The 24,629-nt window shown below is 59.2% G+C and carries 19 protein-coding genes; 4 read left to right on the top strand and 15 right to left on the bottom strand.

Going from position 1 to position 24,629, the window contains the following annotated elements; translation table 11 throughout:
- Positions 1 to 33: 33 nt before the first annotated feature.
- The 8 genes from BHU62_RS10095 to BHU62_RS10060 all read right to left on the bottom strand — a co-directional run bounded on the left by BHU62_RS10095 (position 34) and on the right by BHU62_RS10060 (position 10,970).
- Positions 34 to 882 carry an ATP-grasp fold amidoligase family protein gene (locus tag BHU62_RS10095; protein WP_073531966.1) on the bottom strand — a complete coding sequence of 283 codons (849 nt, stop codon included), beginning with the start codon at positions 880 to 882 and terminating at the stop codon, positions 34 to 36.
- A complete protein-coding gene (locus tag BHU62_RS10090) occupies positions 872 to 2,161 on the bottom strand; it encodes a flippase (protein WP_073531884.1) in 1,290 nt (429 codons plus the stop codon). The genes BHU62_RS10095 and BHU62_RS10090 overlap by 11 nt, the downstream gene beginning before the upstream one ends.
- A 4-nt stretch (positions 2,162 to 2,165) precedes the next feature.
- Positions 2,166 to 4,334: a polysaccharide biosynthesis tyrosine autokinase gene (locus BHU62_RS10085; RefSeq protein WP_073531883.1), complete on the bottom strand. Its 2,169-nt coding sequence runs from the start codon at positions 4,332 to 4,334 to the stop codon at positions 2,166 to 2,168.
- Between the two features lie 27 nt (positions 4,335 to 4,361).
- Complete coding sequence (locus tag BHU62_RS10080; protein ID WP_073531882.1) at positions 4,362 to 5,495, bottom strand: polysaccharide export protein; 1,134 nt, start codon at positions 5,493 to 5,495, stop codon at positions 4,362 to 4,364.
- A gap of 45 nt (positions 5,496 to 5,540) precedes the next feature.
- Positions 5,541 to 6,590 (bottom strand): UDP-N-acetylglucosamine--undecaprenyl-phosphate N-acetylglucosaminephosphotransferase, encoded by a 1,050-nt coding sequence (gene wecA / locus BHU62_RS10075; RefSeq protein ID WP_073531881.1) that lies wholly within the window; start codon positions 6,588 to 6,590, stop codon positions 5,541 to 5,543.
- Positions 6,591 to 6,762: 172 nt separating this feature from the next.
- Complete coding sequence (locus tag BHU62_RS10070; protein WP_073531880.1) at positions 6,763 to 7,725, bottom strand: NAD-dependent epimerase/dehydratase family protein; 963 nt, start codon at positions 7,723 to 7,725, stop codon at positions 6,763 to 6,765.
- Between the two features lie 179 nt (positions 7,726 to 7,904).
- Positions 7,905 to 8,804, bottom strand: a complete 900-nt coding sequence (locus BHU62_RS10065; RefSeq protein ID WP_073531879.1) for a winged helix-turn-helix domain-containing protein — start codon at positions 8,802 to 8,804, stop codon at positions 7,905 to 7,907.
- A 765-nt stretch (positions 8,805 to 9,569) separates the two neighbouring features.
- Positions 9,570 to 10,970, bottom strand: a complete 1,401-nt coding sequence (locus BHU62_RS10060; protein ID WP_073531878.1) for a NarK family nitrate/nitrite MFS transporter — start codon at positions 10,968 to 10,970, stop codon at positions 9,570 to 9,572.
- A gap of 352 nt (positions 10,971 to 11,322) precedes the next feature.
- On the opposite strand from BHU62_RS10060, the gene narX reads away from it, so the two are divergent.
- Both narX and narL read left to right on the top strand, forming a co-directional pair.
- Complete coding sequence (gene narX / locus BHU62_RS10055; protein WP_073531965.1) at positions 11,323 to 13,107, top strand: nitrate/nitrite two-component system sensor histidine kinase NarX; 1,785 nt, start codon at positions 11,323 to 11,325, stop codon at positions 13,105 to 13,107.
- Between the two features lie 10 nt (positions 13,108 to 13,117).
- Positions 13,118 to 13,768, top strand: a complete 651-nt coding sequence (gene narL / locus BHU62_RS10050) for a two-component system response regulator NarL (protein WP_073531877.1) — start codon at positions 13,118 to 13,120, stop codon at positions 13,766 to 13,768.
- Here narL and BHU62_RS10045 read toward each other — a convergent pair.
- Positions 13,765 to 15,276 (bottom strand): YchO/YchP family invasin, encoded by a 1,512-nt coding sequence (locus BHU62_RS10045; RefSeq protein ID WP_073531876.1) that lies wholly within the window; start codon positions 15,274 to 15,276, stop codon positions 13,765 to 13,767. The two genes, narL and BHU62_RS10045, sit on opposite strands and share 4 nt — an antisense overlap.
- A gap of 426 nt (positions 15,277 to 15,702) precedes the next feature.
- Here BHU62_RS10045 and BHU62_RS10040 point away from each other — a divergent pair, with 426 nt between their 5' ends.
- Together BHU62_RS10040 and BHU62_RS10035 are read left to right on the top strand one after the other, a co-directional pair.
- The gene (locus tag BHU62_RS10040) at positions 15,703 to 16,353 is read left to right on the top strand and encodes a prepilin peptidase (protein WP_073531875.1); all 651 of its coding nucleotides are present in this window, start codon (positions 15,703 to 15,705) and stop codon (positions 16,351 to 16,353) included.
- 230 nt (positions 16,354 to 16,583) lie between these two features.
- Positions 16,584 to 17,852, top strand: coding sequence for an EpsG family protein (locus BHU62_RS10035; RefSeq protein WP_073531874.1), 1,269 nt, complete (start codon positions 16,584 to 16,586; stop codon positions 17,850 to 17,852).
- A gap of 62 nt (positions 17,853 to 17,914) precedes the next feature.
- On the opposite strand, the gene BHU62_RS10030 is transcribed toward BHU62_RS10035, so the two are convergent.
- From BHU62_RS10030 to BHU62_RS10005, 6 genes are all read right to left on the bottom strand, one after another.
- A complete protein-coding gene (locus BHU62_RS10030) occupies positions 17,915 to 19,498 on the bottom strand; it encodes an ABC transporter substrate-binding protein (protein ID WP_073531873.1) in 1,584 nt (527 codons plus the stop codon).
- A gap of 132 nt (positions 19,499 to 19,630) precedes the next feature.
- Positions 19,631 to 20,302 carry an ABC transporter ATP-binding protein gene (locus BHU62_RS10025; RefSeq protein ID WP_073531872.1) on the bottom strand — a complete coding sequence of 224 codons (672 nt, stop codon included), beginning with the start codon at positions 20,300 to 20,302 and terminating at the stop codon, positions 19,631 to 19,633.
- A complete protein-coding gene (locus BHU62_RS10020; RefSeq protein WP_073531871.1) occupies positions 20,299 to 21,141 on the bottom strand; it encodes an ABC transporter ATP-binding protein in 843 nt (280 codons plus the stop codon). Before BHU62_RS10020 ends, BHU62_RS10025 begins: the two co-directional genes overlap by 4 nt.
- The gene (locus tag BHU62_RS10015) at positions 21,131 to 22,000 is read right to left on the bottom strand and encodes an ABC transporter permease (protein WP_073531870.1); all 870 of its coding nucleotides are present in this window, start codon (positions 21,998 to 22,000) and stop codon (positions 21,131 to 21,133) included. The genes BHU62_RS10020 and BHU62_RS10015 overlap by 11 nt, the downstream gene beginning before the upstream one ends.
- The gene (locus BHU62_RS10010) at positions 21,997 to 23,052 is read right to left on the bottom strand and encodes an ABC transporter permease (RefSeq protein WP_073531869.1); all 1,056 of its coding nucleotides are present in this window, start codon (positions 23,050 to 23,052) and stop codon (positions 21,997 to 21,999) included. Before BHU62_RS10010 ends, BHU62_RS10015 begins: the two co-directional genes overlap by 4 nt.
- The gene (locus tag BHU62_RS10005) at positions 23,052 to 24,620 is read right to left on the bottom strand and encodes an ABC transporter substrate-binding protein (protein ID WP_073531868.1); all 1,569 of its coding nucleotides are present in this window, start codon (positions 24,618 to 24,620) and stop codon (positions 23,052 to 23,054) included. The genes BHU62_RS10010 and BHU62_RS10005 overlap by 1 nt, the downstream gene beginning before the upstream one ends.
- Between the last annotated feature and the right edge of the window lie 9 nt (positions 24,621 to 24,629).

Raw genomic sequence — 24,629 nt, 5'->3', positions numbered from 1 at the left:
GGTCGAGTACGCGCAGCCAACGGCCTGTTTCAGCTACGTATGGAAATACCCTCCCCACTCTTGCTCAATCGTTTCTGGTTTCAGCCGTTGTAGCCCGGCCCCCGGGGTGAATGTCAGTTCGCCAAAATAAATGCGATCCTGCACCTGATAAAAATCGACACGTACATACGAGAATTGTTCTGCCACCTGGCGCGCCAGCCGCAGCATGTCCGCGAGCCGGCTGGGACGTGACATCGGCACGTCGCTGTTCGGTACGCCCATGCGGATCTCGGTGCGGTTCCAGTCGGCATCAAAGAAATCGCGGCGATGATCGATAAAGCGCTGATAGTCGATCTGAATAAAGAAGCGTACCTCGCCGTCGAGATTGAAACAGTGGATCTTGATATCGTTCGGTATTTGCCCTTCGTCAATCAACATTCTTTCCGCCATGATGCAGGGGGGAATGTCTTTATAATGACGTTCGCGATAAACCTGATAAAAGCTTTGCCGCAACCAGCAGTTGGTCAGCACCCGCAGCTCATTGAAACTGGTTTGGCTTTTATCAAATACCAGCTTGTTATAACCGCTGCCGTGATTCGCCTTAATGACAAAGGCGTCTGGCAGCTGCTGATACATTTCTTCCGTCAGCTCTTTGCCGTGTGCGTAAAGATCGATCAAATACTCTTTACCCCATAGCTGTTCAATATACTCTCTCACCCGATACTTATCGGATAACTGCGTATATATCGCCAGTGGATAAACTTTCCTACGCATCAATTTTTCGCTGTACCCCACCGGATTGGCCAAATGCGGTACCTTGTGGAAAAACATCGCATATTTTAACTGATGATATAATGCATCGGGCATACGCCGGTACAACCCTTTCACCAGATTATTTAACATATATTTCTCGTACCTTTCCTATTAATTGCGGTAAACACCGATAGCAAGTCACCTGCAAGCGCGTAATTTTTCCTCTCCTGAAAAAACTGTTGAGCACAAAGAATGAAATGAATTCCGTGATCAGCGTCGATATGGCCGCCCCCAGGATCCCGTAACGCGGGATCAGGATGAAATTCATCGCCACATTGGCCAACGCCGCCAGCGGCATTTTGACGGCGATGAATCGATAACCGCCGAACAGCACAATGGCGCGGTAGGACACCGTCCCCATCACCGAGAACAGCGACGTCACCGCACACAACGCCAGAATGGTTGCCGTTTGCCGGTAACTTTCGCCAAACATCAGCGTCACGATCTGCTGCGGAAACAGCGACAGCAGCACGATCACCGGCACGGAAAGCACCAACACCACCAGATACAGCTGGCGGATGCGCTCCTCTTGTTCCTCTTCCGAGTCGGCATTCGCCACGCTCGGCATCATCGACATGATCAGCGCGATGGGCACGAACACCCACCCCTGGCTCAGCGTAATGGCGGCGCTGTACAGCCCAACGCTGTGCTCTCCCAGTGCATTGCCGAGCATGATCTGATCGATGCGCGTATAGACGACGATCGACAGGCTGGAAATGGCCAACGGCAGCCCAACGCTGAACAGGTAACGGCCGTAGCGCCGCTTGTGCCTGCCGTTGATCGCAGGCATCCCCTCCTGCTCGCGACGAAACAGCACCCAGCGCACCGCGTAAGGCAGCAGGCTGCTCAGCACGTAGGGCAGCGCGAACCATTCCAGCGGCAGTTGCGCGTACACCATCCCCAACCGCATCACGATCGACAGCACCAGCGCTACGTTGTTGATCAGCGTATTCAGCTTCGATTTCAGCAAGGCGTCGTAATAGATTTTGTACACGTCCTGCACGGAGAAATACGCGCTGATCAACATCAGCAGCATCATGATTTGGCTGGTGCGATCCTGCGTCAGCAAGGTCCACGCCATCAGCGGCAGCGCGATCAGCGCGAACAGCTGGCGGCGGATGCGCATCGAGGCCAGCATCAGCCGCATGCCGCTGCGGCGCCGTTTGGCGACGCGGTTGAACAACACCGCGTCCGCCCCCAGCTGCACCAGCGGCACGGCGATGGCGATCACCGACAGCAGATAGTTGATCAAGCCGTATTGCGCCGGCCCCAGATAGCGCGCGACATACACCGAAACGAAAATCCCCGACAGACTCAGTGATACCCGCTCCAGCATCAACCACAAAGAGTTCATCAGCATCGCTTTCATGCAGTTACGGCACCTTTTCCTGATGGCTCGGATAGGCAAACGCGTAGTAGCCCGCATCGGCGGCGGATTTTTTCACCATGCCGTTGAGGATCACGCCTTTGATCGCCACCCCGTTCTGTTCGAAACGACGCATGCTGGTTTCGATCTGCTTGACGGTATTCACCTCAAAACGCACCACCAGCAGCGACGTACCGGCGTGATTGCCGACGATCGCCGCGTCCGTTACCGCCAGGATCGGCGGCGTGTCGATCAGCACCAGATCATAGTTTTGCCCGGCCCAACGCAGGAAGTCGGCGAAACGACGGTGCATCAGCAGTTCGGACGGGTTTGGCGGCACCTGGCCGCGTGGCACGAAGTCCAGATTGGCGATGGCGGTTTTCCGCACCGCCGCTTCCGCCATCACGTTGCCCACTAACATGTCGGACAATCCTTGATGCGCGTCGTCCGCCAACCAGCGGTGCAGGAAGCCTTTGCGCATATCCGCGTCGATCAACAGCACCCGCTGCCCGGCCTGCGCCACCACCACCGCCAGGTTGGTGCTGGTAAAGCTCTTGCCGCTTTCCGGGCTGGCGCCGGAGACCATCAGAATGTTGTTTTTAGCCTCCAACATGGCGAAATGCAGGCTGGTACGCAGGCTGCGGATCGCCTCCACCGACAGATCCGTCGGCTCGGCCACCGCCAGGATCGGCAAACGGCGGCCGCCGGATTTCGGCAGCAGCTGACGCTGCTCGCGGTTGCGCTTCACCTGCCACGGCGACAGCGGCACGGTGGCGTAGACGTTAATGCCCCGCTTCTCCAGGGTATCGATGTCATTGATACCGCGATGGAAAGCCGCACGCAGCAGCACCACGGCGGCGGCACCCCCCGCGCCCAGCATCAGCGCCAGCAGCACGATCAGCATCTTTTGCGGTTGAATCGGCCGGATGGCGGTTTCCGCTTCGTCGACGATGCGGATGTTGCCCACCGTGCCGGCCTTGCTGATGCTCAGCTCCTGCTGCTTGTTCATCAGCTGCATGTAAACCTGCTGATCCACCTGTACGTCGCGGGTAAGACGCAGGATTTCCTGCTGCATTTTCGGCAGCGTCTGCACCTGTTTACCCAGCCGCGCCTTTTCCGCTTCGAGCGTGGCACGCTTTTCCAGCAGCGCCCGGTAGGCCGGATGCGCACGGGTATAGAGTTTGGAGATCTCCGCTTCCTTGAAGGTCAGTTCGTTGAGCTGGGACTCGAGTTGCACCTGGGTGTCCAACACCGATTTGGCTTCCAGCGACAGATCCACCGAGTCGTTTTGCTGGCGGAACTGATTGAGCTGTGTTTCCGCGTTGTTCAACGAGGTTTGCGTTTGCGGCAGCTGCTCTTGCAGGAACGCCAGCATCCGCTGCGCCTCTTCCGTCTTGCGGTCCACGTTCTGCTGCAGGTAGTTGTCGGTGATGTTCTTCAGCACCGCTTCGGCGCGCTGCGGATCTTCGCTTGGCAGCGTGAAGGTCATGATGCCGCTGTCTTTGCCGCCCTGCACCACGTCCAGGTACTTGCGCAGATCGTCCACCGCCTTTTGACGCGCGACTTTGACCACGGTGAAACTGGCGCCCGGCGCCGCCTCCAACGCCGAGACGGTCATGTTCCAACCGCCCTGCGCCACCGGCTGCCCCACTACGCCGCTGAACAGTTTGGCGCCTTCATGGCTCAGCTCGTAATGCTGCCCATCACGCACCGTCAGCGTCAGCGCTTCGCCCTGCATGTCCGGCGGCGTCGTCAGCGAGGCAATGTTCAACACCGGCGGCTTCTCGCCGCTGAGGCGGGCAAATCCTTTGCCGAACACCGGAAAATAGTCCGGGCTGACGCGCACCGTCAGGCCGAGGGTGTCCACCGTTTTGCCGAGCACATAGCGCGACTTGGCCAACGTGACCTCATCCTGCGTCGCCGAGTTTTGCCCCAGCGAGCTGTCGAGCGTGTCACGCAGCAGCGAATCGCCGGACAACTGCTTCTCCACCTGCACCAGCGCGGTAGCCTGGTACACCGGGGTGGCCAACAGGGCATAGGCGACGCCCAGCGCGCCGGCCACGCCGGTCACGATGGCGATCCGCCAGCGGTTGTCCCACAGCGGCCCTACCAGGCGCTCCCACTCCAGCTTTTCATCTTGCTCGGCCACCACCACGGACAGCGCATTGTTTTTCATCTTCTGTTCCTTATTCACCCTGCGGACTTACCAGTTGCGCACGCGCAAGGTAGCCTCGCTGAGATCGTTAAAGCTGCTGATGGTCGGCACCAGCTGACTGATCAAACGGTTCCAGCGCGCGATCGGCGCCGCGGTGACGTACACGACGTCGTAAGGTTCCAGCTGAAATTCGGCGCCCATCGCCAGCGCGCTGGCGTCGGAGAGATCGAACTGATACAGGGTCGCCAGCCGCTGCGGTGGTTTGCCGCCGCTCGGCCGGATCACGAACACCCCGGTCGCGTCGGCCACCGTCTGGCTGATCCCTTCGGACGAACCGAGCGCTTCGGCCAGGGTCATGCCGCTGCGATCCATCTTCAGCGTCGTTTGTTTGCCGACCTCACCCATCACGAACACTTTCAGTTCGTCATTGCGCGGTACGTAGAGGATATCGCCGGGCTGCAGCAGCGCATTCTGGCTGATGTCGCCGCGTTGCATCAGCGCCTGCAGCGAGATCGCCTGCTCCTTGCCCGCATGGGTCAGCACCACGTTGCGCCAGTCGGCATTGTCCGTCAGGCCGCCGGCGGCATTGATCGCGTCCAGAATGGTCAACGGCACGTTGGTGATTGCCTGTTGGCCAGAGGTTTTCACTTCGCCGGTCACATAAGCCTTCTGCGAGCGGAAAGCGGCGATGCTGACGTCCACCTGCGGGCTTTCCACATACTTCGCCAGACGGCCGGCGATCAGGCTGCGCACTTCGGTGACGGTCTTGCCCATCACCGCCACTCGCCCGATATAGGGATAAAAGATCGTGCCATCCGCATGCACCCAGTTGCCGGTGTCGCTGGCGCTGCGGTACTGCCCGGCCGGCGTAGTCAACTCGGGGTGATCCCAGACGGTGACGTTCAACACGTCACCGATGCCAATGCGGTATTGATAATTCTGCAACCGCTGGTCCAGCGCCGGGTTCGGCCGGGCGACCGGTTCTACACGCCGCATTTTCTGTAGCAGCATCGGCGACATGCGGTAGACCTGTACCTGGCTATTCAAATCGAAGTCGTCATCTTGCTGCACGACGATGGCTTTTCCGCTGGTAGGTAAATGCGAGCCGGGGACCACCGTACAACCGCTCAACAGCGCGGAGGTGCAGACCAACGGCATCAAAAGGGGCAAATGAAAATTCATGGAAGTACCGTGATAGACGGGCTGCCGCCGCAGCCCGTGAGAGGATTAACGGCCAACGGTCGGATTATCGCTGAGCACCGTCGCCTGACGCGGCTCGCGCAGCATGGCGAAATAGCCGCAGAAACAGAGCAGGAACGCCACCAGCATCAGGTTCTCTTGCAGCTTCAATACTTCGCTGCAGATGCCGATGCAGGCCAGCGTTACCGCCAGCATCGTGCTCATCGCCAGCGCCTGGCGCGCATTGAGCCCGCGGCGCATCAGGATGTGATGCAAATGGTCGCGCCCCGCTTTAAATGGGCTTTGGCGGCGCAGCAGGCGGCGTACCATCACGGTCACCATATCCATCAGCGGAATGGCGATCAGCCACAGCGCGGTCACCGGGCGCATCACCGCCTGCGGCCCCTGCGTCGCCAGCAACACCAGCCACAGCACGCTGAAGCCGATCACCATGCTGCCGGCGTCGCCCATGAATATCTTGTTGCGCGCACCGAACAGGCTCAGGTTGAACAACAGGTAAGCCGCCAGAGCGACAGTCAGGCCCAGACACCACAGCGCCAGGTCTTCCCTGCCGCCCAACCCGAACAGAATGGCCAGCGCGACAAAGGTGACGCAGGACAAGGCGCCCAACTGCCCGTCAATGCCGTCCACCATGTTGTAGGCATTGATCGCTCCCCACACCGCCAGCGGCGTGAGCAACAAGGCACCATAGCCGAGCATCACTTCCTGATGCCCCCAGACAGACCCCAACGTAGAGAGTTGCATCCCTGCCGCCAGCATCATCGCCAGCGCGATCCCTCCCTGCACCATGACGCGCGGCGCCACGGGCAGATCAAAGCGGTCATCCAGGACACCCAACACCACTAATGCCGTCACGCACAGTAAGTAAACCGTGCTGTCAGGCAGCCAGGCGGGTTGCCACAGCGTCACCAGCATCAGCGTCAGGTACACGGCGATACCGCCGACCAGCGGGATATGCCCCTGATGTTGCTTGCGCGCATTGGGCTTATCCACCAACCCCACCGCCAATGCGGCTCGGCGGGCAACCACCACCAGCGCCGCCGCCAGCACAAATATCACGCTCAGTTGATATAACATCGTTCCTCCAGCGAATAAGCACGCTACCGCCCTTGAGTTACAGCTCCCAATGCGCTACTAAAAAACAAAATTGATCCTGCCAGGATATAATTCGTCACGAGTTAATCCTGAAAAATGCAGATTTATCCGCTTGCCAGCGGGCACATATAAATAACGTCAGCGTGTGGTTAAGTTATCTGTCAGAAAACTCATGCTTAATGGTTTTTTCGATTGCCAAATCAAGTTCGACCGGCGCCACGAAATTATTCTGCACATTGCTTTTAAATTGCGTTTTGGCGCAAAATTTCTGCACCCTGACGCGGCTGATTGGAAATTTTTTACGACTTATTTTACTCACGACATCCAATGCGGTTGCGCCGCATATTCCCAAGGCGTACGGAATGCGAATCGTCTTATTTTCTCTGCCAAGAGAAGAGGAAATAACCTCGACCAGTTGATTCATCGTAAAGTCAGGTTTATCGACATAGTTGCTGACTTGATAACTCGACTGCTGATCCAGCGCATGTTCCAGCCGCGCGGCAATATTTTCGACATAAGCCATCGACTTCATATTGTTGCCGCTGCCGATCATCACGAATCGGCCGCTGGCGATCTGGCGGAACAGGTTATAAACGTTACCGCGGTTGCCTTCGCCGAATACCACCGTCGGACGGATGATGGTCAATTTGTTTTCGCCATCGGCCTTGCGCCATGCCTCATACACGTATTCCGCTTCGAGCTTGGACTTGCCGTAATGGTTGAAAGGTTCGAAGCGGCCCTCTTCGCCGGTTTCTTGTTTAACGAAACCGTAAACGGCGACCGAAGAGGTAAAAATGATTTGGCGGATGTTCAACGCGGAGGCGGTCATGCAAACATGGCGCGCGCCTTCGACATTGACCTGATAATAGAGCGAAATAGGGTCGACATTGTCCTGATGCTCCGCCGCCAGGTTAATGATGGCGTCGCAGCCCGTCAGCGGCTGCTGCAAGGTTTGGGGCTGAGTCACATCACCATACTGATAAAGCGCCGGAAAATGTGCGCTGGGTTGCTTATCGACGATGACCAACGTCAGGTCATCGCGCGCACTGAGACGTTTCGCCAGACGTGTTCCGATAAAACCGGAACCCCCGATAATAGCTACTTTACGCTTATCCATAATTTGTCACTCAGCAGGTTCTCATTATTCCCGTCACACCGTTGAGACAGGACGCTAATACGCGTTAGGTAATGAGTTCCAGACTGGACAAATCGAACCTGGCTTTCAAATAACAAATAATGAAATAAAAGATTTCACCGCATGTGAAAATATCGCCAAAGATAAAACCTCATTCAGCGCTAATTTTTAACATCGTAAGCAACTTGATATTGCAAGGTTTTATTCGGTAATATGAGATTAATCTGACCTTTACCCGGCGTAGAAGATGCCTCATATTTTACCGGCAATTTCAGCTGGCCTTGCTTGGGATCGACACACTCGATCGTCGCCTGCTCCATGTTCTCCCCCTGGTAAAGACAGAACAGGGTTTGCGGGCTGTTGGTATGGGGGTTATTCAACGTCAGCGTCAACACGACGCGCGTGTTGTTCTGAATATCGTTGATCACCGGTGGACGGGTTTGGTTACCCAGCACATATGAAAAATGTGAAATAACCAGCAAAGACGCGAATACCGTCAGGTATTTCACCACACGGCTGGCGGGGATGCTGAAAAAGCGACGCGCCGCCGCCGACTTCTTTTCACTGACCGGTTCTTTGGGTGGCTCCACCGCCGCGACAGGTGCAGCGACAATAGTCGATTTTCGCGGCTTAACTATTTTTTCGTCGTTTGCATCTGGCGATTCACTTTCACTTTCAGAAAGTTCTGCTTGAATATCAACGCTAATATCATCGTCAGCATTTAATATATCATCAGCGGCGTAGTCTTCATCTTCGGATATAAAGTGAAAAACCGCTTGATTTTCCACCTTGTAACCCAAACGAGGAATAGTTCTGATAAGCGTATGTTCCGTGTCGCTAATTTTCTGGCGAATGGATTTAATTGTTTGATTTATCGTCGAATCTGAACAATACGTTCCTTTCCAGATATTTTCTATAATTTCCGTTCGGGTAACCAGTTCTGGGGATCTGGCGACAAGCAGCGAAAGAATTTGATACTCTTTCCAACGCAGACGGAATTTCTCCCCGGCAGGAGTCAGAACATCGAGATTCCTAATCTTTATTCTTTTATCAAGATTCACTTTTAATTTCCTTAGCGTGCCTGTCCTGCACACTTTGTATAGAAATATCAAAGAATGTTCAAGAAATTAAATGTAAACTCAACAGGTTGCATTCATCGGATATTGGCTTTTATAAAAATTTTCTGATTTCATTTTTTACATTAGGCCTTATTAAGGATGTTCCGTTTATCCAAACGACTCTTTTTCCCTGTTGGCAACATGGATTTCTTTCACCGTTACCGTAAAATTCAAACGATCACCTCATTGATTTAAAAAGAAAAAGCTAACAGTGTTGTTTGATTGTTAACCGAGTAAAATTGTGAAATTTCATTCCACGCCGTAAATTCATCCTGGTTATCCACCTAATCTGGTGGTCAGATAGACTACAAAAAGCCGGAAAAAACAGAATGAGAGTTATCTGATTTAACTCCGGTTATCATTCCACTCGGCGAACGCATCATATCTAAGACAAATCCCTATTGCTGATTTTATGACAACCGCGCCAATTATTCCCTCCCCTACAATAATTTCATTTAACCGGCGGACGCGACATTAATTTTTTAATGGCGGAGAGAGTCTCAACAAAACGAAAAAACCGTGCCAATAATATAATCCTTTTGCGAGAAAGCATTCATACATTGAGAGATATAACTATAAAAAAAGAAAAAAACGGCAAGCGGGGGTGAGAATTTTACCTAAAGGCAGAAAATTTCACTGATGGGGAGAGGGGAAATGACTCGGTCTGAACGAAATATCCCTCCCCTGGCGGGAGGGATAAAAAGTCGTTTACGAACGGGCTTTTTTCTTACGGCCGTATACCGCCCAGGTGATCACCACGCACAAGACATAGAACACCAGGAACACCTTCATCGCACCGGCCGGCGAGCCGGTCAACGCCAGGGAAGTACCGAATGCCTGTGGAATGAAGAACCCGCCGGCGGCGCCAATCGCCGAGATAAAGCCCAACGCGGCGGCGGAGTCCGTCACCGCCTCGCGCTGGGCGCTCTCGTCGCTGCCGCCGGCTGCCTTAACGCGATCGACGGTGATTTTACGGAAGATAACGGCGATCATTTGGAAAGTCGAACCGCTGCCCAGCCCTGCAGTGAGGAACAGCACCATAAAGATACCGTAGAAGGCGATGAACGAGCCGCCCTCACCCGCTTCCGGCAAGGTCAGGAACAACAGCGCGGCGAAAACGGCCATCACCACAAAGTTGATCAACGTCACCCGCACGCCGCCGAAACGGTCGGACAGCGCGCCGCCGACCGGACGCGCCAGCGCCCCGAGGAACGGCCCGAAGAACGCGTAATGCAGGATCACCACGTCCGGGAACTGCGTCTTCGACAGCATGGCAAAACCGGCGGAGAAACCGATGAAAGAACCGAAGGTCGCGAGATACAACAGGCTCAGCATCCACAGATGCCCACGCTTGAGCACCGGCAATTGCTGGCGCAACGACGCCTTGGCCGCCGCCAGATCGTTCATGCCGAACCAGGCCGCCAGCGTGGCGACCAGCAGGAACGGCACCCAGATCCAGGCGGCGTTTTCCAGCCACAGCTGGCTGCCGTCCGCCTGGTTTTGCGCCGTGCCGCCAAACAGGCCGAACAGGCTGAATGAGATCGCCAGCGGCGCGACCAACTGCATCACGCTGACGCCCAGGTTGCCCAATCCGCCGTTAAGCCCCAATGCCCCACCCTGACGCGCTTTGGGGAAGAAGAAGCTGATGTTGGCCATGCTGGAAGCAAAATTGGCACCGGCGAAGCCGCACAGCAAAGAAATGATGACGAACACGCTGAACGGCGTGCTGCTGTCCTGCACCGCGAATCCCAGCCACAGGCACGGCACCAGCAGGAAACAGGTGCTGATGGCGGTCCAGCGACGGCCGCCGAACAGCGGGATCACGAATGAATACGGCACGCGCAAAATGGCGCCCGAGACTGACGGCAGCGCCGTCAGCAGAAACAGCTGATCGGTGGAAAAGTTGAAGCCAACCTTATTCAGGTTAACCGCGACGGCGCTGAACAGCATCCAGACACAGAAAGCCAGCAGCAGACAGGGAATGGAAATCCACAGGTTGCGGGTGGCGATGCGTTGACCGCTTTGCTGCCAAAAAGCGCTGTCTTCAGGGCGCCAGTCCTGAATCAGCGCACCGGTTTTCTTTGATGAAGGCGTTGCAAGTTGCGACATAAAAACCTCAGACACGGGGGGATCATTTCGCACACCCTAGGGGGCGGCCCCGGCGGCAAAGTTGATGTATATCAACCCGACTGCAAGTAGTTGGCAGCGCAACCGTCCCCTTCATCCCCTTAGGGGTACGCGTTAAATAAAAATTAATTCCATTAATATCAATCAATTAACCAACACCATTACGACACTCCCGCCGGCCTTTCGCCTCAATGGAAACTAATGGGTACTTCATTCGAGGTATGGGGTTATGCTCAGGGATAATCAAAAATACGGCTGAATCGTTACTTGTTTATCCCCGTCGCCGCCTATGCCCCTGCGCCTGCGCGGCGCCAAATGCCAGGAATCCGCGCTTATGAAACGCCTGTTGGCCCCACTTTCAATCGTGAATCAGGTCGCCCTGCTGATGCTGCTGTCGGGCCTGTTGGGCGTGGCCGGCATGGGGATTTCCGCCTGGATGTCGCAGAGCATTCAGGGCAACGCGCACGCCATCAACAAGGCCGGCTCGCTGCGCATGCAAAGCTACCGCCTACTGGCGCAGGTGCCGCTGAATGAACGGCATGAAACGTTGATCCAAGAGCTGGAACGCGACGAAAACAGCCCCGATCTGCAGCGTTCGGTCGAACAGGAAGGATTGACGCAGCCCTTCGACGCCCTGCGCGACTATTGGCAACAGACCCTGCAGCCTCGCCTGCGCGCCGCGCAGCAACCGGCCGATGCCGCGCCGCAGGTGGCGCACTTCGTGCAGCTGCTGGACAGGCTGGTGTCGGATATCGATCGGCAAACCGAGCGCCGCCTGCTGATGGTGACGCTGGTGCAGGCGGGCTTCATCGCGCTGACTCTGCTGTTGCTGATCGGTACCACCTGCTACCTGCGCCGCCGATTGCTGCATCCCTGGCGGCAATTGGTGGAAATGGCGTTGGCGGTGGGCCGCGGCGACTTTAGCCGCCGCTTTGCGCAGCGCGGCCACCAGGATGAAATGGCGTCGCTCGGCGGCGCCTTGAACACCATGTCCGACGAACTGTCGGCCACCTACAGCGGGCTGGAACAGCGCGTGGCCGAGAAAACCGCCGATCTGCAGCAGAAAAATCAGGTGCTGAGCTTCCTGTATCGCGCCAGCCGCCTGCTGCACGCCAGCGAGCCGCTGTGCAGCCGCCTGACGCCGCTGCTCAATCAACTGCAAACCCTGACGCCGCTACGCGCCATTCAGGTGCGGCTGTATGAAAACGACAGCCGGGAGCCGCTGCTGCAGCTGAGCGGCAACCAGCCGCTGCGGCCGGAGCATTGCCACAACCCGGTGTGCAGCGCCTGCCTGAACGACAGCGACCGCCAGCATCCCGACAACCCGTCGCTGAGCTGGAGCCTGAGCGACAAGCTCGGCGACTACGGCGTGATCGTGGCGCAGCATGCGCCGCAACAGCCGCTGAACGATGAGCACCGCCAGTTGATCAACACTCTGGTGGAGCAGTTGACCAGCGTGCTGGCCATCGAGCGTCAGGTCGACCACCAGCAGCAGCTGATGTTGATGGAGGAGCGAGCGGCGATCGCCCGCGAGCTGCACGACTCTATCGCTCAATCGCTTTCTTGCCTGAAAATGCAGATCGCCTGCCTGCAGATGCAGGGCGAAACGCTCTCTTCCGCCAGCCAGGCGCTGGTACAGCAAATGCGCGAAGAGCTGAACGGCGCCTATCGCCAGCTGCGCGAGCTGCTGACCACCTTCCGCCTGCAGCTGACCGAGCCGGGCCTGCTGGCGGCGTTGCAGTCGACGGTGGCGGAGTTCAATCCCAAGTTGGGTCTGACCATCCATCTCGATTACCAACTGGGGCCGCGCACCGTGCCCGCCTATCAGGCCATCCATCTGCTGCAGATCGCCCGCGAGGCGCTCAGCAACATCCTTAAGCACGCCGCTGCCAGCCAGGTGAGCATTCAGGTCATCAATAAACGGGGCGAAGTGACCCTGAGCGTATGCGACAACGGACGCGGCCTGCCGGCCGAGACGTCTCGCCCCGACCATTACGGCTTGATCATCATGCGCGATCGCGCCAAGAGCCTGCATGGCCGCTGCGACATTTTACCGCGCAGCGGCGGCGGCACCGAAGTGCGAGTCAGCTTCACGCCGGATAACCACGCCATCGACTAACGGAGACACCATGACGACAGAAACCGCCGCCACAATCTTACTGATCGACGACCACCCGATGCTGCGCAACGGCGTAAAACAGCTGATTGGCATGGACCCTCGCCTGCAGGTCATCGCCGAAGCCAGCAATGGCGAGCAAGGGGTCACGCTGGCGGAGCAGCACGATCCTGACCTGATCCTGCTCGATCTGAACATGCCCGGCATCAACGGGCTGGAAACGCTGGACCGCCTACGCCAGACCGACCTTTCGGGACGTGTCGTGGTGTTCAGCGTTTCCAATCATGAGGATGACGTGGTCAGCGCGCTCAAGCGCGGCGCCGACGGTTATCTGCTGAAAGACATGGAGCCGGAGGATCTGCTGAAGGCGCTGCATCAGGCGGCGGCCGGGCAGATGGTGCTCAGCGAAACGCTGACGCCGATCCTCGCCGCCAGCCTGCGGGAAAACCGCCCCAGCGCCGATCGCGATATTCAGCAATTGACGCCGCGTGAACGGGATATCCTGAAGCTGATCGCCCAAGGGTTGCCGAACAAGCTGATCGCCCGCCGCCTGACCATCACCGAAAGCACGGTCAAAGTCCACGTCAAACACCTGCTGAAGAAGATGAAGCTGAAATCCCGCGTCGAGGCCGCCGTGTGGGTGCTGCAGGGCAAAAACGGTTAGTTCCCGCCATACAGCGGCCCGGTTTGCGCCGGGATGGCCGGCGGCGTCAGAATTTTGATCGGCGGCAGTTCGGCGCCCTCACCGACGGTCGAGGTCAGCGGCGGCGTCACTTTCAGTTCTATCCAGTTAGAGGTCACGCGCTGCTGCTTGTCGTCCTCCAACGTGACCGACAGCCGGTAGCGGTTGTCGGCACCCAGCGTGTCGTCCCACGGCGGCACGATCGCCGTCCAGCCCCGGGGATCGTTGGCATCGTGCGGCGGCGTCAGGCTCAACGCCTGCGTATCCCCCTGCCAACTGACGTGAGAAATGCCGTGCAGTGCCTTGATCTCCACCACCAGCGGCACGGTTTCACCCGCCTGCAGGCTCCACGGCGGCGTAGCCAGGAACACCTGCAGCGTCTTGCGCTGACGGAACTCCAGCACCGGCACGTTTTTACGTTCGACAGGATCGTAGCGGCTGCCGCGCAGCGACTTGGCCTGCGCCACATACTCCGGCGAAATCTGTTTCACCAGCGGCACCCCGAGCCGATAACTCAACGCCAATTCGACCTGATCCTGACTCTGCCCGCCCGCGCCAATCTTATGCAACGCCTTCATCGTCACCAGCGGTACCGGGGTGTAATTAACCCCCAACTGCAAGGCGCGCGGATCGCTTTGCTTTTTGCCGCTGCCGAACAAGTCGACATGATCGCCCAGGTACTGCTCATAGCTGAACAAGCCGCCGATCTGGCGGTAAAACGGCAGATAGCCTTGCGTCGTGATGTCGTAACCGCGCGCCGGACGACTGAAAAACACCCCATCACCGGGCTGTTGCGACAGCGCCGACAGCGGGTAGTAATAGTTGGTGGAAAAACGCAGGTAGTCCCCCCAGGCTTCCGCGCCAATGCTGCCGCGATTGCGTTGGCGGGCAAAATCGCTGTCGAGCGCGGTGTTGTAACCCAGCAACCAGTCGCCGACGATCCAGCGCTGCCCCAGCGCAACGTTGCCCAACGCCCCGGCGCTTTGCTGCAACCAGCCGATCTGGCTGTAGGTCAGCAATCCGTCAACGTCGTAGAGCGGGCTGAATAACTGCCCGTTGCTGCCGGTAAAATCGCCTTCGCCGGTCATCTTCAGCGACAACCGCGCCGTGCCCAGCGGCGACAAAAGTTCCTGCGCCTGCTGCTCCAGCGCCCCCGTCGCCTGGCCCAGCAAATAATCCTCGGCGCGGCTGCGCATCTGCCGACGTGAAACGTTGTTCAGATCTTTCTCGCCCAGTTGCTTAGCCATCTCGGCCCACTGCTTTTCGCGTGCGGCGTCATCGGGCGCACCACCCAGCTCCGGCAAGGCATTGGCCGGATCCGCCTCATTCTGCTCGGCGGCGATAACGGTATCCGGCGCCGGAGGAGATTCGGCGCGCACAGTCGCCACGCCGGCCAGCCACAACAGCGGCCACGCCAGCAACGCAGGCTGGCGATGGCGCCAGAACCTGTTCTTGATCTTGATAAATACAGTCTGAATAACGTCTTTCATGACACCGTTGGCTTCCTTCCATCCTGGATCACACCAACCCACTGCTTTGCCGCCGCCTTTCCCGCGACAGATCTGAAAAACCTCACGCCCCCGGCCTGGCGGGGCGCCTCTCCCCTAAAGCCTAACGGCTAAATGAACAGAAACAATAGGATAAACCCCAATCATTTCGAGTGACGCCGTCACATTAATCCGCGTTCTCGTCTATCCCAGCCACCACACAAATTCACACCATTTTATCGCCGATTTTGCCGAGAAAAAGCACAGTAAAAGCTGCGCACCGCCGCGCATGGCGCTGTTTCGCCATGCAATACGCAAAGTAACGCTGCGTGCAGCAGCGCATTCCCCGCAGGCAATCGCGTTTCACCCTGATGAAATGAGAATTTTGCCGTTATTTTAAACGCCTGTTTCACGACTGGCGGGTTCCGGATGCCCCTTTCTCTACTGTGGCACGCACTGTTTTTCTGCGCTCTGTTGTCGGCAGGCACGATCGCCTTCTCGATCGTTACCAGGCTGGAGCGAACGGCGGCCATACGCCCCCGCCTGCCGATATTGCGCCACCGCAACCTGTTGCTGACAGCCTGTAGTTTGGCTCTGGCGACGCTGCCCTTCGATATACCGGCCCTGCACCGATTGTGGTTGCCGCCGGCCGCGGCGCTGCTGATCGCCCTGGCCTGGCTCGACTGGCGCCACCAGTGGCTGCCGGATCGGCTGACTCAGCCGCTGCTGTGGGGCGGGCTGCTGTGCAACCTTGACGCTCTCTGGGCGCCGTTGGACGAAGCCGTCATCGGTGCCGCGGCCGGTTACGGCGCTTTATGGCTGCTCAACGCGCTCTACCGGCAGGTGCGACGGCGCAACGGCATCGGCCAGGGCGATTTCAAACTGTTGGCAGCGCTGGGCGCCTGGCTCGGCTGGACGACGTTGCCGCTGCTAGTCTGTCTGGCGGCGGCGTTCGGATTAGGCGTGGCGGTGGCGCACGGCCTGCGCCACCGGCGCACCTGGCAAACCCCACAACCTTTCGGCATCGGGTTGGCGGCGGCCGGTTGGCTGTGCCTGCTGATGAGCGCCGGTTCGCCCTGAGCCGCAGTAAGATTTCACTTATTTTACAGGAATGCTCCGACATGAAATCCAGGCGCAGCGCGGCTTTCAGCACATCGAACAGGTATTGCGCCACCTCGCCGACAGCCGGTTTTGCGCGGCCGGCAGGGTTTGCTAATCCGGTGAAATTTTGCCTATTTCACCAAAACTCACTCTGTCCGTTCCGGCCCCGGTGTTATTTTCCCCAGCTGGATCACGCCATGGAGCATCCCATGCAAAACCCGGTCAGGCCACTCGTCGCCCTTCCCGACAGCGAACAGGCGCACACTTCCGCGCAATGGCTGCTGCTGGCCGCCGTCGCCATTACCGGCGTTTGGTACGCCCCTTATTTGTCGCTGGTGATTTGCAGCGGCTTGATCGCCGCCTTTATGCTGCTGCGCCAACAACCCAATCGTCTGCTGAATCTCACCGCGTTCCTGCTGCTGACCGTGATCTCGGTAATGCCGCTGGCGACGAAGAACCTCGATCCGGTGATGAATGACAAGGTGAACTACTACCTTGAGATGCAGCAGTACAACGGTTACGGCCTGATGGACTGGCTGGCGCATTTCTCCGGCACCGACTTTATCTCGCACCTGTTGTTCAAACTGACCGCCACCGGGTTTGGCGTCGGCAACGGCGCGTTCGCAGCCTTCTTCCTCATCAGCTTCTCGCTGCTGGCGCTGGGCGTTTATCGCCTGTCGCGCACCTATTTCGCCGTGATCCTGTTTCTGTTCTGCTGCCAGTACAATTTCCAGGGGCTGTACGGCAACCTGCTGCGGCAAGGGCTGGCGCTCTCTTTCCTGGTGCTGGCCGTGTCGGAACAGCACCGTGGCCGCATGCTGCTCTGGATCGTGCTGGCGTCCTTCAGCCACTTTTCCGCCTTCCTGTTTTTGCCCTATCTGTTGCTGCCCGCGCGCTGGCGCACCGTCGGCACCTTGCCGGCGTTGGCGCTGTTCGCCTTTTGCTATCTCGGCGGCGCGGTGCTGATGCCTAAATTGATCGCCGTGGTCGGCAACGACTTTCTGGCTTCACGCGCCGAAGCCTATGTCAGCGGCGATTTTGGCAACAATCCGGTGCGTAAAATCCAGATCACGCTGCTGTACGTCGGCGTGGTGGAGGCGCTCTATCAATTCGCCCGCTACAAGTTCCGCACGCCATCGCCTCAGTTCGTTCAAGCCGCCTATGCCGTGCGTCTGATGTTCCTCTATAACTGCGCGGTGTTCTTCGCCACCATCAGCTTCGAAGAGGTCGCCAACCGCTACTCATTCAACATGATGATCTTCGTGCTGATCTTTATGGTGATGGTGTGCGGCAACCTGAAAGATGCGCTGAGTCGGGTGCTGTTGACGCTGCTGTGCTTCTCGCTGGGCATCGCGTCCTATCTGTATATCAACCAGGTCGGCGTGCAGCAGTTCTGGTACGGCGATCTGCAGGCACTGGTGACCGACAGCCTGCCGACGATACTCAACAAGCTGAATATCGCCGGTGCGTCGTGGTGAGCGCCCTGTTTCACTGCGCTGTTATATGCCCTTCCCCTCTACGGTGAGGGCATATGCCTCGCTCACGGCAGCGCTTTGTTCACCCGATCCAGATACAGCATGCTGTTGGCGATATCCACTTGGGCATCTTTGACATTATCCCGCAACGCCACCAGCGTTTGCCCCTGCAACGCCACCACATAGGGCGAACTGGCCTGCAGTTTCCGTTGCAGCATGACATAACGCGTGCTGCGCACCGTGCTGTCGCCCTCTGCCGCCGCCGCACGCGTTTCCGCGCTGATGGCGGGAATACGCCACTGGGTGCGCCAGGCCAGGGTTTTCGGCCCGTCAGGCACGTTGTAGGCAAAGGCGCTGGCGTTGGTGTTCGGATCCAGATAGTCGGCGCCCCAATAGGTGAAGATCGCCTGAAAATCGCGGCCGCGCATCCTGCCCCACAAATCGCTTTCCACCACCGGTTGGATATCCAGCCGTAACCCGGCCTGCGCAAAGCTGGCCTGCAACGCCTGTGCGATGTCGGTATACGGCGGTTGGTTGATGACGATCAGACTGATATGCGTGCCTTCGGCGATTCCGGCCTCGCGCAGGATCTGTTTGGCTTTGTCCACGTCGAGCTTAAACGGCCGATCGTCGAGCGCACCGTCCAATCCCTGCGGCAAGAAGGCCTGATGCACGCGATATTGCCCTTTCAACAGCCGCTCGGCGATACTCTGATAGTCCACCAGCCAGCGCGCCGCCTGCCACAGTGCCGGATTGCCCAGCGCCGGGTTGTCTTTGCTGCCGGTGTTGAAACCGAGATAATAGACCCGGGGCGCATCGGCCTGCTCGATGCGCACACCCTGCGCATTGCGCAGCGAGTCGAACTGATCGGCACCCAGATCGTAGGCCACGTCGGCATCCCCTTTCAGCAGCAGCAAGCGGCGGGTCCCGGCATCGCTGACGTTCTTGAACAACACCGTTTTCAGCCTGGGCGGCAACGGCGCATAGTCGTTGCGGCCAAACAGCAGCGCCTCATGCGGCACATAGTTGCTCACCCGATACGGGCCGCCGCCGGCCGAATGGCTGCGCAACCAGGCATTGCCGTAGTCCCCCTGCTGCGCATGCTCGTTCAGCAGCTTCTCATCCACGATCGAGGCCACGTTCGCCGTCAACAGCCGCAGCGCCAGCTCGCTGCCGATGTTGGCCGGCCAACGGAGTTGCACCTGGTTATCCCCCACTTTCTTCAGCTGTTGCTCAACGTTATCCGGCGTCCAGCCAAACTCGCCGAGAATAAACGACGGCGCCTTGTTCAGTTTCACCGCACGCACCAGCGAGAAAATGACGTCTTCGGGCCGCAGCGGATTGCCGGACGCGAAGCGTTGCTGCGGTTTCAGGGTAAAGGTCAGGCTGCGGCCATCGGCGCCCGCTTGCCAGCTGCCTGCGGCGTCCGGTGCCAGCTTTTGCGGCGCGGCGCGATCCGGCGCCACCAGGCGCTGATAAAGGTTGACCAGATTGGCCGAGCTGACGGTTTCAAAACTCTCCGCCGGATCGAGGCTAATGATGCCCTCCAGCGAACTCGCTATCACCAGCGTATCCTGCGGGGTGGCAGCCTGCGCACCGAAAGCGGCCGCTAGCGCGCCAGACAACAAGGTTGGGATTAACCGTTTCATCGATACACTCTCCACAATCACGCGGTTGCGCTGTTTTTCGAGTGTAGGGGGTAATAATTCACAGAAGAACGACGATAAATTGCTTTATTTATTACCAAGATGGATATGCCCGCCGCGTTGGCGGGCATGTATTCAAGCGATGATGCGGCCGTGCGCCATCGCCACCGCGCGATCGCACATGTGGTCAATCACGTCCGCATCGTGGCTGACCAGCACCAGGGTCAGATCGCCCGCCTGCTTCAGCTCGTTGAGCAGGTTGAGGATCTCCGCCTGCACCGACATGTCCAACGCCGAGGTCGGCTCATCCAGCAGCAACAGCTTCGGCCGCAACAGCAATGCGCGCACGATCGCCACGCGCTGCCGCTGACCGCCCGACAGCTGATGCGGGTAGCGATCCAGCAGGCGCGGATCCAACCCTACCTGGCGAAAACCCGCGCTGATTTTGCGTTCGATATCGCTTTCCTGCAGCAGTTTGAGCGGCTCCGCCAGCGTGCGCAAAAGCCGGTGTTTAGGGTGTAGCGAAGCATAAGGATCCTGAAACACCATCTGCACTTCGCGCCGCAGTTCGCCGGTAAACACCTGCTCCGGCTGCAGCCGCCGCCCCAGCAGTTCAAAACCGCCCTGCCAGCTGCCATTCAGCCCGGCCAACACCCACAGCAACGAGGACTTGCCGCAGCCGGAAGGCCCCACCAGCCCGAAACACTCGCCCGGTTCGATACGCAGGTTAACCTCATGCACCACGGTGCGCAGTTCGTAGCCCTGGCGGTGGCTGACGCTCAGGTTCTCCAGTGCAATCACGCTCATTTCAACGTCTCCAACAGCGCGCGATCCAGCACCGGCAGCGGTTTGCCGCGCGTCTCGCGGCTCGGCCGACACGCCCACAGCGTGCGAGTATAAGGGTGCGTGGCCTGCGCCAGCTCTGCCGCCGGCAGCTGATCCCACAGCTCGCCTTTGTACATCACCAGTACCCGCTCGCAGTGGTGCGCCACCTGCTGCAAATCGTGGCTGATCAGGATCAGCCCCATATTGCGTTGCGCCACCAGATTGTCTATCAGCTGCAGCACCTGATCGCGCATCTGATGATCCAGCGCCGAAGTCGGTTCGTCGGCAATCAACAGCTGCGGATCGTTAATCAACGCAATGGCCAGCATCACCCGCTGCCCCATGCCGCCGGAGAGCTGATGCGGATAGCGGCGGCACAGCGCCGCGGGATCGGGCAAGCCCACCGCCGCCAGCATCTCCAGCACTTTTTCATGCCGCTCGGCGCGGCTCAGCTTCGCATGCAGCACCAGCGGCTCCTCCACCTGGCGGCCAATCGGTTGATTGGGATTCAGCGCATGCTTGGGATCTTGCATCACCATCGCTACCCGGTCGCCGCGCAGCCGGCTCCACTGGCGCTCGCTCAGGCGCGTTAAGTCTTCATCGCCCAACGTCAGGCGCTGCGCCTGCAGCTGTAACGGCGGCGGCAATAGCCCCATCAGCGCACGCGCGGTCAACGACTTGCCAGAGCCGGACTCACCGACCAGCGCCAGCCGCTCCCGCCCCATGCTGAACGAAATATTCTTCACCAGCGCTGCCGGCTGTGGCCCCGGCACGCCGATCGCCAGGCGTTCGACGGTCAATAAGGTGTTATCAGTGCCCATGACGAGGATCCATTTTGTCGCGCAGGCCATCGCCCAGCAGATTAAAGGCCAGGCTGGCGAACAGGATCGCCCCGCCCGGTGCGGCGGCGACCCACCATTGGTCGAAAATCACTTTGCTGCCTTCGGCCACCATAGAGCCCCATTCGGCAGTCGGCGGCGCGACGCCCATGCCGAGGAACCCCAGGCCGGCGGCGGACAGGATGATGCCGCCCAGGCTCAGCGCCGCACGCACCACCGCGCTCGGCAGGCACAACGGTAGAATATGGCCGACCATCAGCCGCAGCCCGTTGATACCCTGCATGCGCGCCGCCGCCAGATAGTCGCTGCGACGCAGCGCCAGGGTTTCGGCCCGCGCCTGGCGAGCAAAGGCCGGCCAGCTGGTCAAAGCCAGCGCCAGCGCGCCGTTCATCAGCCCCGGCCCCATGACCGCGACGAACGCCAGCGCGATCACCAGGCTCGGCAGCGACAGGAAAATGTCGGTCAGACGCATCAAAATGCGCTCTACCCAACCGCCGAGGTAACCGGCGCAAATGCCGACCAGCAGACCGATGGGAATGGTCAGCAGCAGAATCAGCGACACCAGAATCAGCGTCGGCCGCGCGCCGTAAATCACGCGGGAGAGCAAATCGCGGCCGAAGCCGTCGGTGCCCAGTAAATGCGCGGCGGAAGGCGGCAGCAACCGCAGCTCGATATGCTGCAAATTGGGATCGAAAGGCGCCAGCCACGGGGCCAGCAGCGCGGTGACGATCAAAATCGCCACCAGCGCCGCGCCCAGCGTCAGCGTGGTCAGCCGCCGACCGATGCGATAGCCGACGGCCGGCTCGCTTTGCGGTTCGTGTTCAGAGAGATATTGGCTCATCGGGTTCTCGGATCCACTAAATAGGTCAAGGCGTCCGCCAGCGCATTCAGCAGCACAAAACAGGTGCCGATCAGCAGCGTGGCGCCGAGGATCGCCGGCGTGTCGGCGGCAAACAGCGCCGAAGTCAGATAGCGCCCGACGCCGGGCCACGCGAACACCGTTTCGGTCAATACCGCCCCTTCCAGCAAGCTGGCATAGGAGAGAGACAGTACGGTGATCAGCGTGCCCAGCACGTTGGGAAACACGTGGCGCAGCAGAATGCGCAGGCGGCCGGCGCCCTTGGAGCGTGCCAGCGTCACGTATTCCTTGTTGCACTCTTCCAGCATCGCGGCGCGCAGCAGCCGGGTGATACCCGCCATCGACAGCAGCGCCAACGCCACCACCGGCAGCCACAGGTGGCTGATGGCGTTGTAGAACATCTCGCGATCGCCGGACAGCCAGCTGTCGATCAACACGAAACCGCTGCGCGGCTCCATGCTGTACAGATAGATGTCGTCCAGCCGCCCCGGCCCCGCCGACCAGTGCAGCGTGGCATAGAACAGCAGTAGCCCGAGCAGGCTCAGCCAGAAAATCGGCACCGAATAACCGATCAGCGACAGCAGACGCGCCGCGTTATCCAACCAGCTGCCCGGTTTGAGCACCGCCAGAAACGCCAGCGTAATGCCGCCGAGGGCGCCGAGGATAATGGCGCAGGTGGCCAGCTCCACCGTCGCCGGGAAGGTACGCAGCAGATCGCTCAACACCGGCTGGGCGGTGATGCGCGAAATGCCCAAATCGCCGTGCGCCAGGTGCACCAGATAACGCCAAAACTGCACCGGCAACGGCTGATCCAATCCCAGCTCGTGCCGCACCTGCGCATAGGTGGCTTCACTGGCGTGATCGCCCGCCACCTGCAGCGCCGGATCGATCGGCGCCAGGTGCGACAGCATAAAGGTGAACAGCAGCAGGCCAAGCAACGTCAGCGCCAGCGACAGCGCGCCGCCGAGCAGCCGCCCGCCCCAGCGCCAATACCGCCGGGCCGCCCCGGCGCTGGCGGACAGTTCAGCGGCCATTACTTGCTGACCTTGCTGTAGAACACCATGTCAGGGTTGATGCCCTGCACATAGCCCTTGAGGTTGTCGCGCACCGCAATCAGGCTGCGCGCCTGCAGACCGATAACGAACGGCGAGCTTTGCTGCACCTGTTTTTGCAGTTGCTGGTAGTCGGCCACCCGCTTGGCGGTGTCGTTTTCCGCAGTGGCGGCCAGCGTCAGCTTGCTCAGCGCCGGGATCTGCCAGTTAGCGCGCCAGGCCAGCGTCTTGCTGCCGTCTTCCGGGTTGTAGGCGAAGGCTGCGGCATTGGTGTTAGGGTCGAAATAATCCGGCCCCCAGGAAGTCAGCGTCGCCTCGTAGTTGAGCGCTTTCACCTTGGTGGAGACCTGCGAACTGATGCCCGGCACCAGTTCCACCTTCACGCCGCCCTGGGCAAAGCTGGCCTGCAGCGCCTGAGCGATATCCAGGTACGGCGGCTGGTTGTTGACGTCCAGACGGAAACTGACGTTGCTGAGCCCCGCTTTGGCCAGAATGTCTTTGGCTTTCTGCGGGTTGAAGCTGTACGGCTGCGCCTTGAGCGCACCGAGATAACCGTCCGGCAAGAACGCCTGATGGCTTTGGAACTGCCCTTTCAGCAGATCGTCGGCGATGCCTTTGTAATCGAACAGCCAGCGCGCCGCCTCCCAGAACGCCGGGTTGCCGAGCGCCGGCGACGCCTTGGCGTTGAACTGCAGGAAATAAAGCGAAGCGTAAGGAATGGCCAACGGTTTGACGCCCGGCTTGCCTTTTAACGCCGCCATCTGGTCCGCGCCCAGGTTGCGCGCGATATCGGCATCGCCCTGTTCGATCAGCAAGCGGCGCGCGGCCGGATCGGGCACGTTCTTGATCAGGATGGTTTTCAGCGTCGGCGCCCCCTCCGGCGAGCCGGGATTCGCCTCCAGCACCACCGCTTCATGCGGCACATAGGTGCGAATTTTGTAAGGCCCGCTGCCGGCAGAATGGCTGTTCAACCATTGGTGCCCCAGATCGTCGCCCTGCTGGTGCGCCAGCGCCTCTTTGGCGTCGACGATCGACGATACCGGCGCCGACAGCAGGCTGAGCACGAAGGCCGGGCTGACGTTTTCGCTCCAGCTGATTTTCACCGTCTGGTCGTCCACCTTGGTCAGGTGCTGGTCGACGTTTTTCGCGTTCCAGCCCAGCTGCGTCAGGATAAACGACGGCTCCAGATTCAGTTTTACCACCCGTGAGAGCGAGAAGATCACGTCCTCCGGCCGCAGCGGATTGCCGCTGGCGAACCTGGCGTCCGGGCGCAGACTGAAGGTCAGGCTGCGGTTGTCGGCGCCGGCCTGCCAGTGGCTGGCCAGGGTCGGTTTGAGATCGATGGGGTTATGGGGATCGGACTGGATCAGACGTTGGTACAAGCTGTTGAATGACTGCACCGTGGTTAACTCAAATCCCTGGGCCGGGTCAAAACTGACCACGTCATCGATAGACTGTGCGATCACCAGCGTGTTGGCCGGCGTCGCCGCCTGCACGTTTACGCTGGCCGCCACGGCTAAAAACAGCAAAGAAGGAACGAACGCTTTCATCGGAAACTC

Source organism: Serratia marcescens (assembly GCF_001902635.1).
In the GTDB taxonomy this organism is placed as follows: domain Bacteria; phylum Pseudomonadota; class Gammaproteobacteria; order Enterobacterales; family Enterobacteriaceae; genus Serratia; species Serratia marcescens_F.
This window is presented reverse-complemented; position numbering and strand designations above follow the sequence as displayed.

Coding starts and splice junctions, on each gene's coding strand:
- BHU62_RS10095 (WP_073531966.1), bottom strand. CDS start 882: ATGTTAAATAATCTGGTGAAAGGGTTGTACCGGCGTATGCCCGATGCA.
- BHU62_RS10090 (WP_073531884.1), bottom strand. CDS start 2,161: ATGAAAGCGATGCTGATGAACTCTTTGTGGTTGATGCTGGAGCGGGTA.
- BHU62_RS10020 (WP_073531871.1), bottom strand. CDS start 21,141: ATGGGCACTGATAACACCTTATTGACCGTCGAACGCCTGGCGATCGGC.
- BHU62_RS10035 (WP_073531874.1), top strand. CDS start 16,584: ATGCAAAACCCGGTCAGGCCACTCGTCGCCCTTCCCGACAGCGAACAG.
- BHU62_RS10060 (WP_073531878.1), bottom strand. CDS start 10,970: ATGTCGCAACTTGCAACGCCTTCATCAAAGAAAACCGGTGCGCTGATT.
- BHU62_RS10010 (WP_073531869.1), bottom strand. CDS start 23,052: ATGGCCGCTGAACTGTCCGCCAGCGCCGGGGCGGCCCGGCGGTATTGG.
- BHU62_RS10070 (WP_073531880.1), bottom strand. CDS start 7,725: ATGGATAAGCGTAAAGTAGCTATTATCGGGGGTTCCGGTTTTATCGGA.
- BHU62_RS10015 (WP_073531870.1), bottom strand. CDS start 22,000: ATGAGCCAATATCTCTCTGAACACGAACCGCAAAGCGAGCCGGCCGTC.
- narL (WP_073531877.1), top strand. CDS start 13,118: ATGACGACAGAAACCGCCGCCACAATCTTACTGATCGACGACCACCCG.
- BHU62_RS10080 (WP_073531882.1), bottom strand. CDS start 5,495: ATGAATTTTCATTTGCCCCTTTTGATGCCGTTGGTCTGCACCTCCGCG.
- wecA (WP_073531881.1), bottom strand. CDS start 6,590: ATGTTATATCAACTGAGCGTGATATTTGTGCTGGCGGCGGCGCTGGTG.
- BHU62_RS10005 (WP_073531868.1), bottom strand. CDS start 24,620: ATGAAAGCGTTCGTTCCTTCTTTGCTGTTTTTAGCCGTGGCGGCCAGC.
- BHU62_RS10085 (WP_073531883.1), bottom strand. CDS start 4,334: ATGAAAAACAATGCGCTGTCCGTGGTGGTGGCCGAGCAAGATGAAAAG.
- BHU62_RS10040 (WP_073531875.1), top strand. CDS start 15,703: ATGCCCCTTTCTCTACTGTGGCACGCACTGTTTTTCTGCGCTCTGTTG.
- narX (WP_073531965.1), top strand. CDS start 11,323: ATGAAACGCCTGTTGGCCCCACTTTCAATCGTGAATCAGGTCGCCCTG.
- BHU62_RS10030 (WP_073531873.1), bottom strand. CDS start 19,498: ATGAAACGGTTAATCCCAACCTTGTTGTCTGGCGCGCTAGCGGCCGCT.
- BHU62_RS10025 (WP_073531872.1), bottom strand. CDS start 20,302: ATGAGCGTGATTGCACTGGAGAACCTGAGCGTCAGCCACCGCCAGGGC.
- BHU62_RS10045 (WP_073531876.1), bottom strand. CDS start 15,276: ATGAAAGACGTTATTCAGACTGTATTTATCAAGATCAAGAACAGGTTC.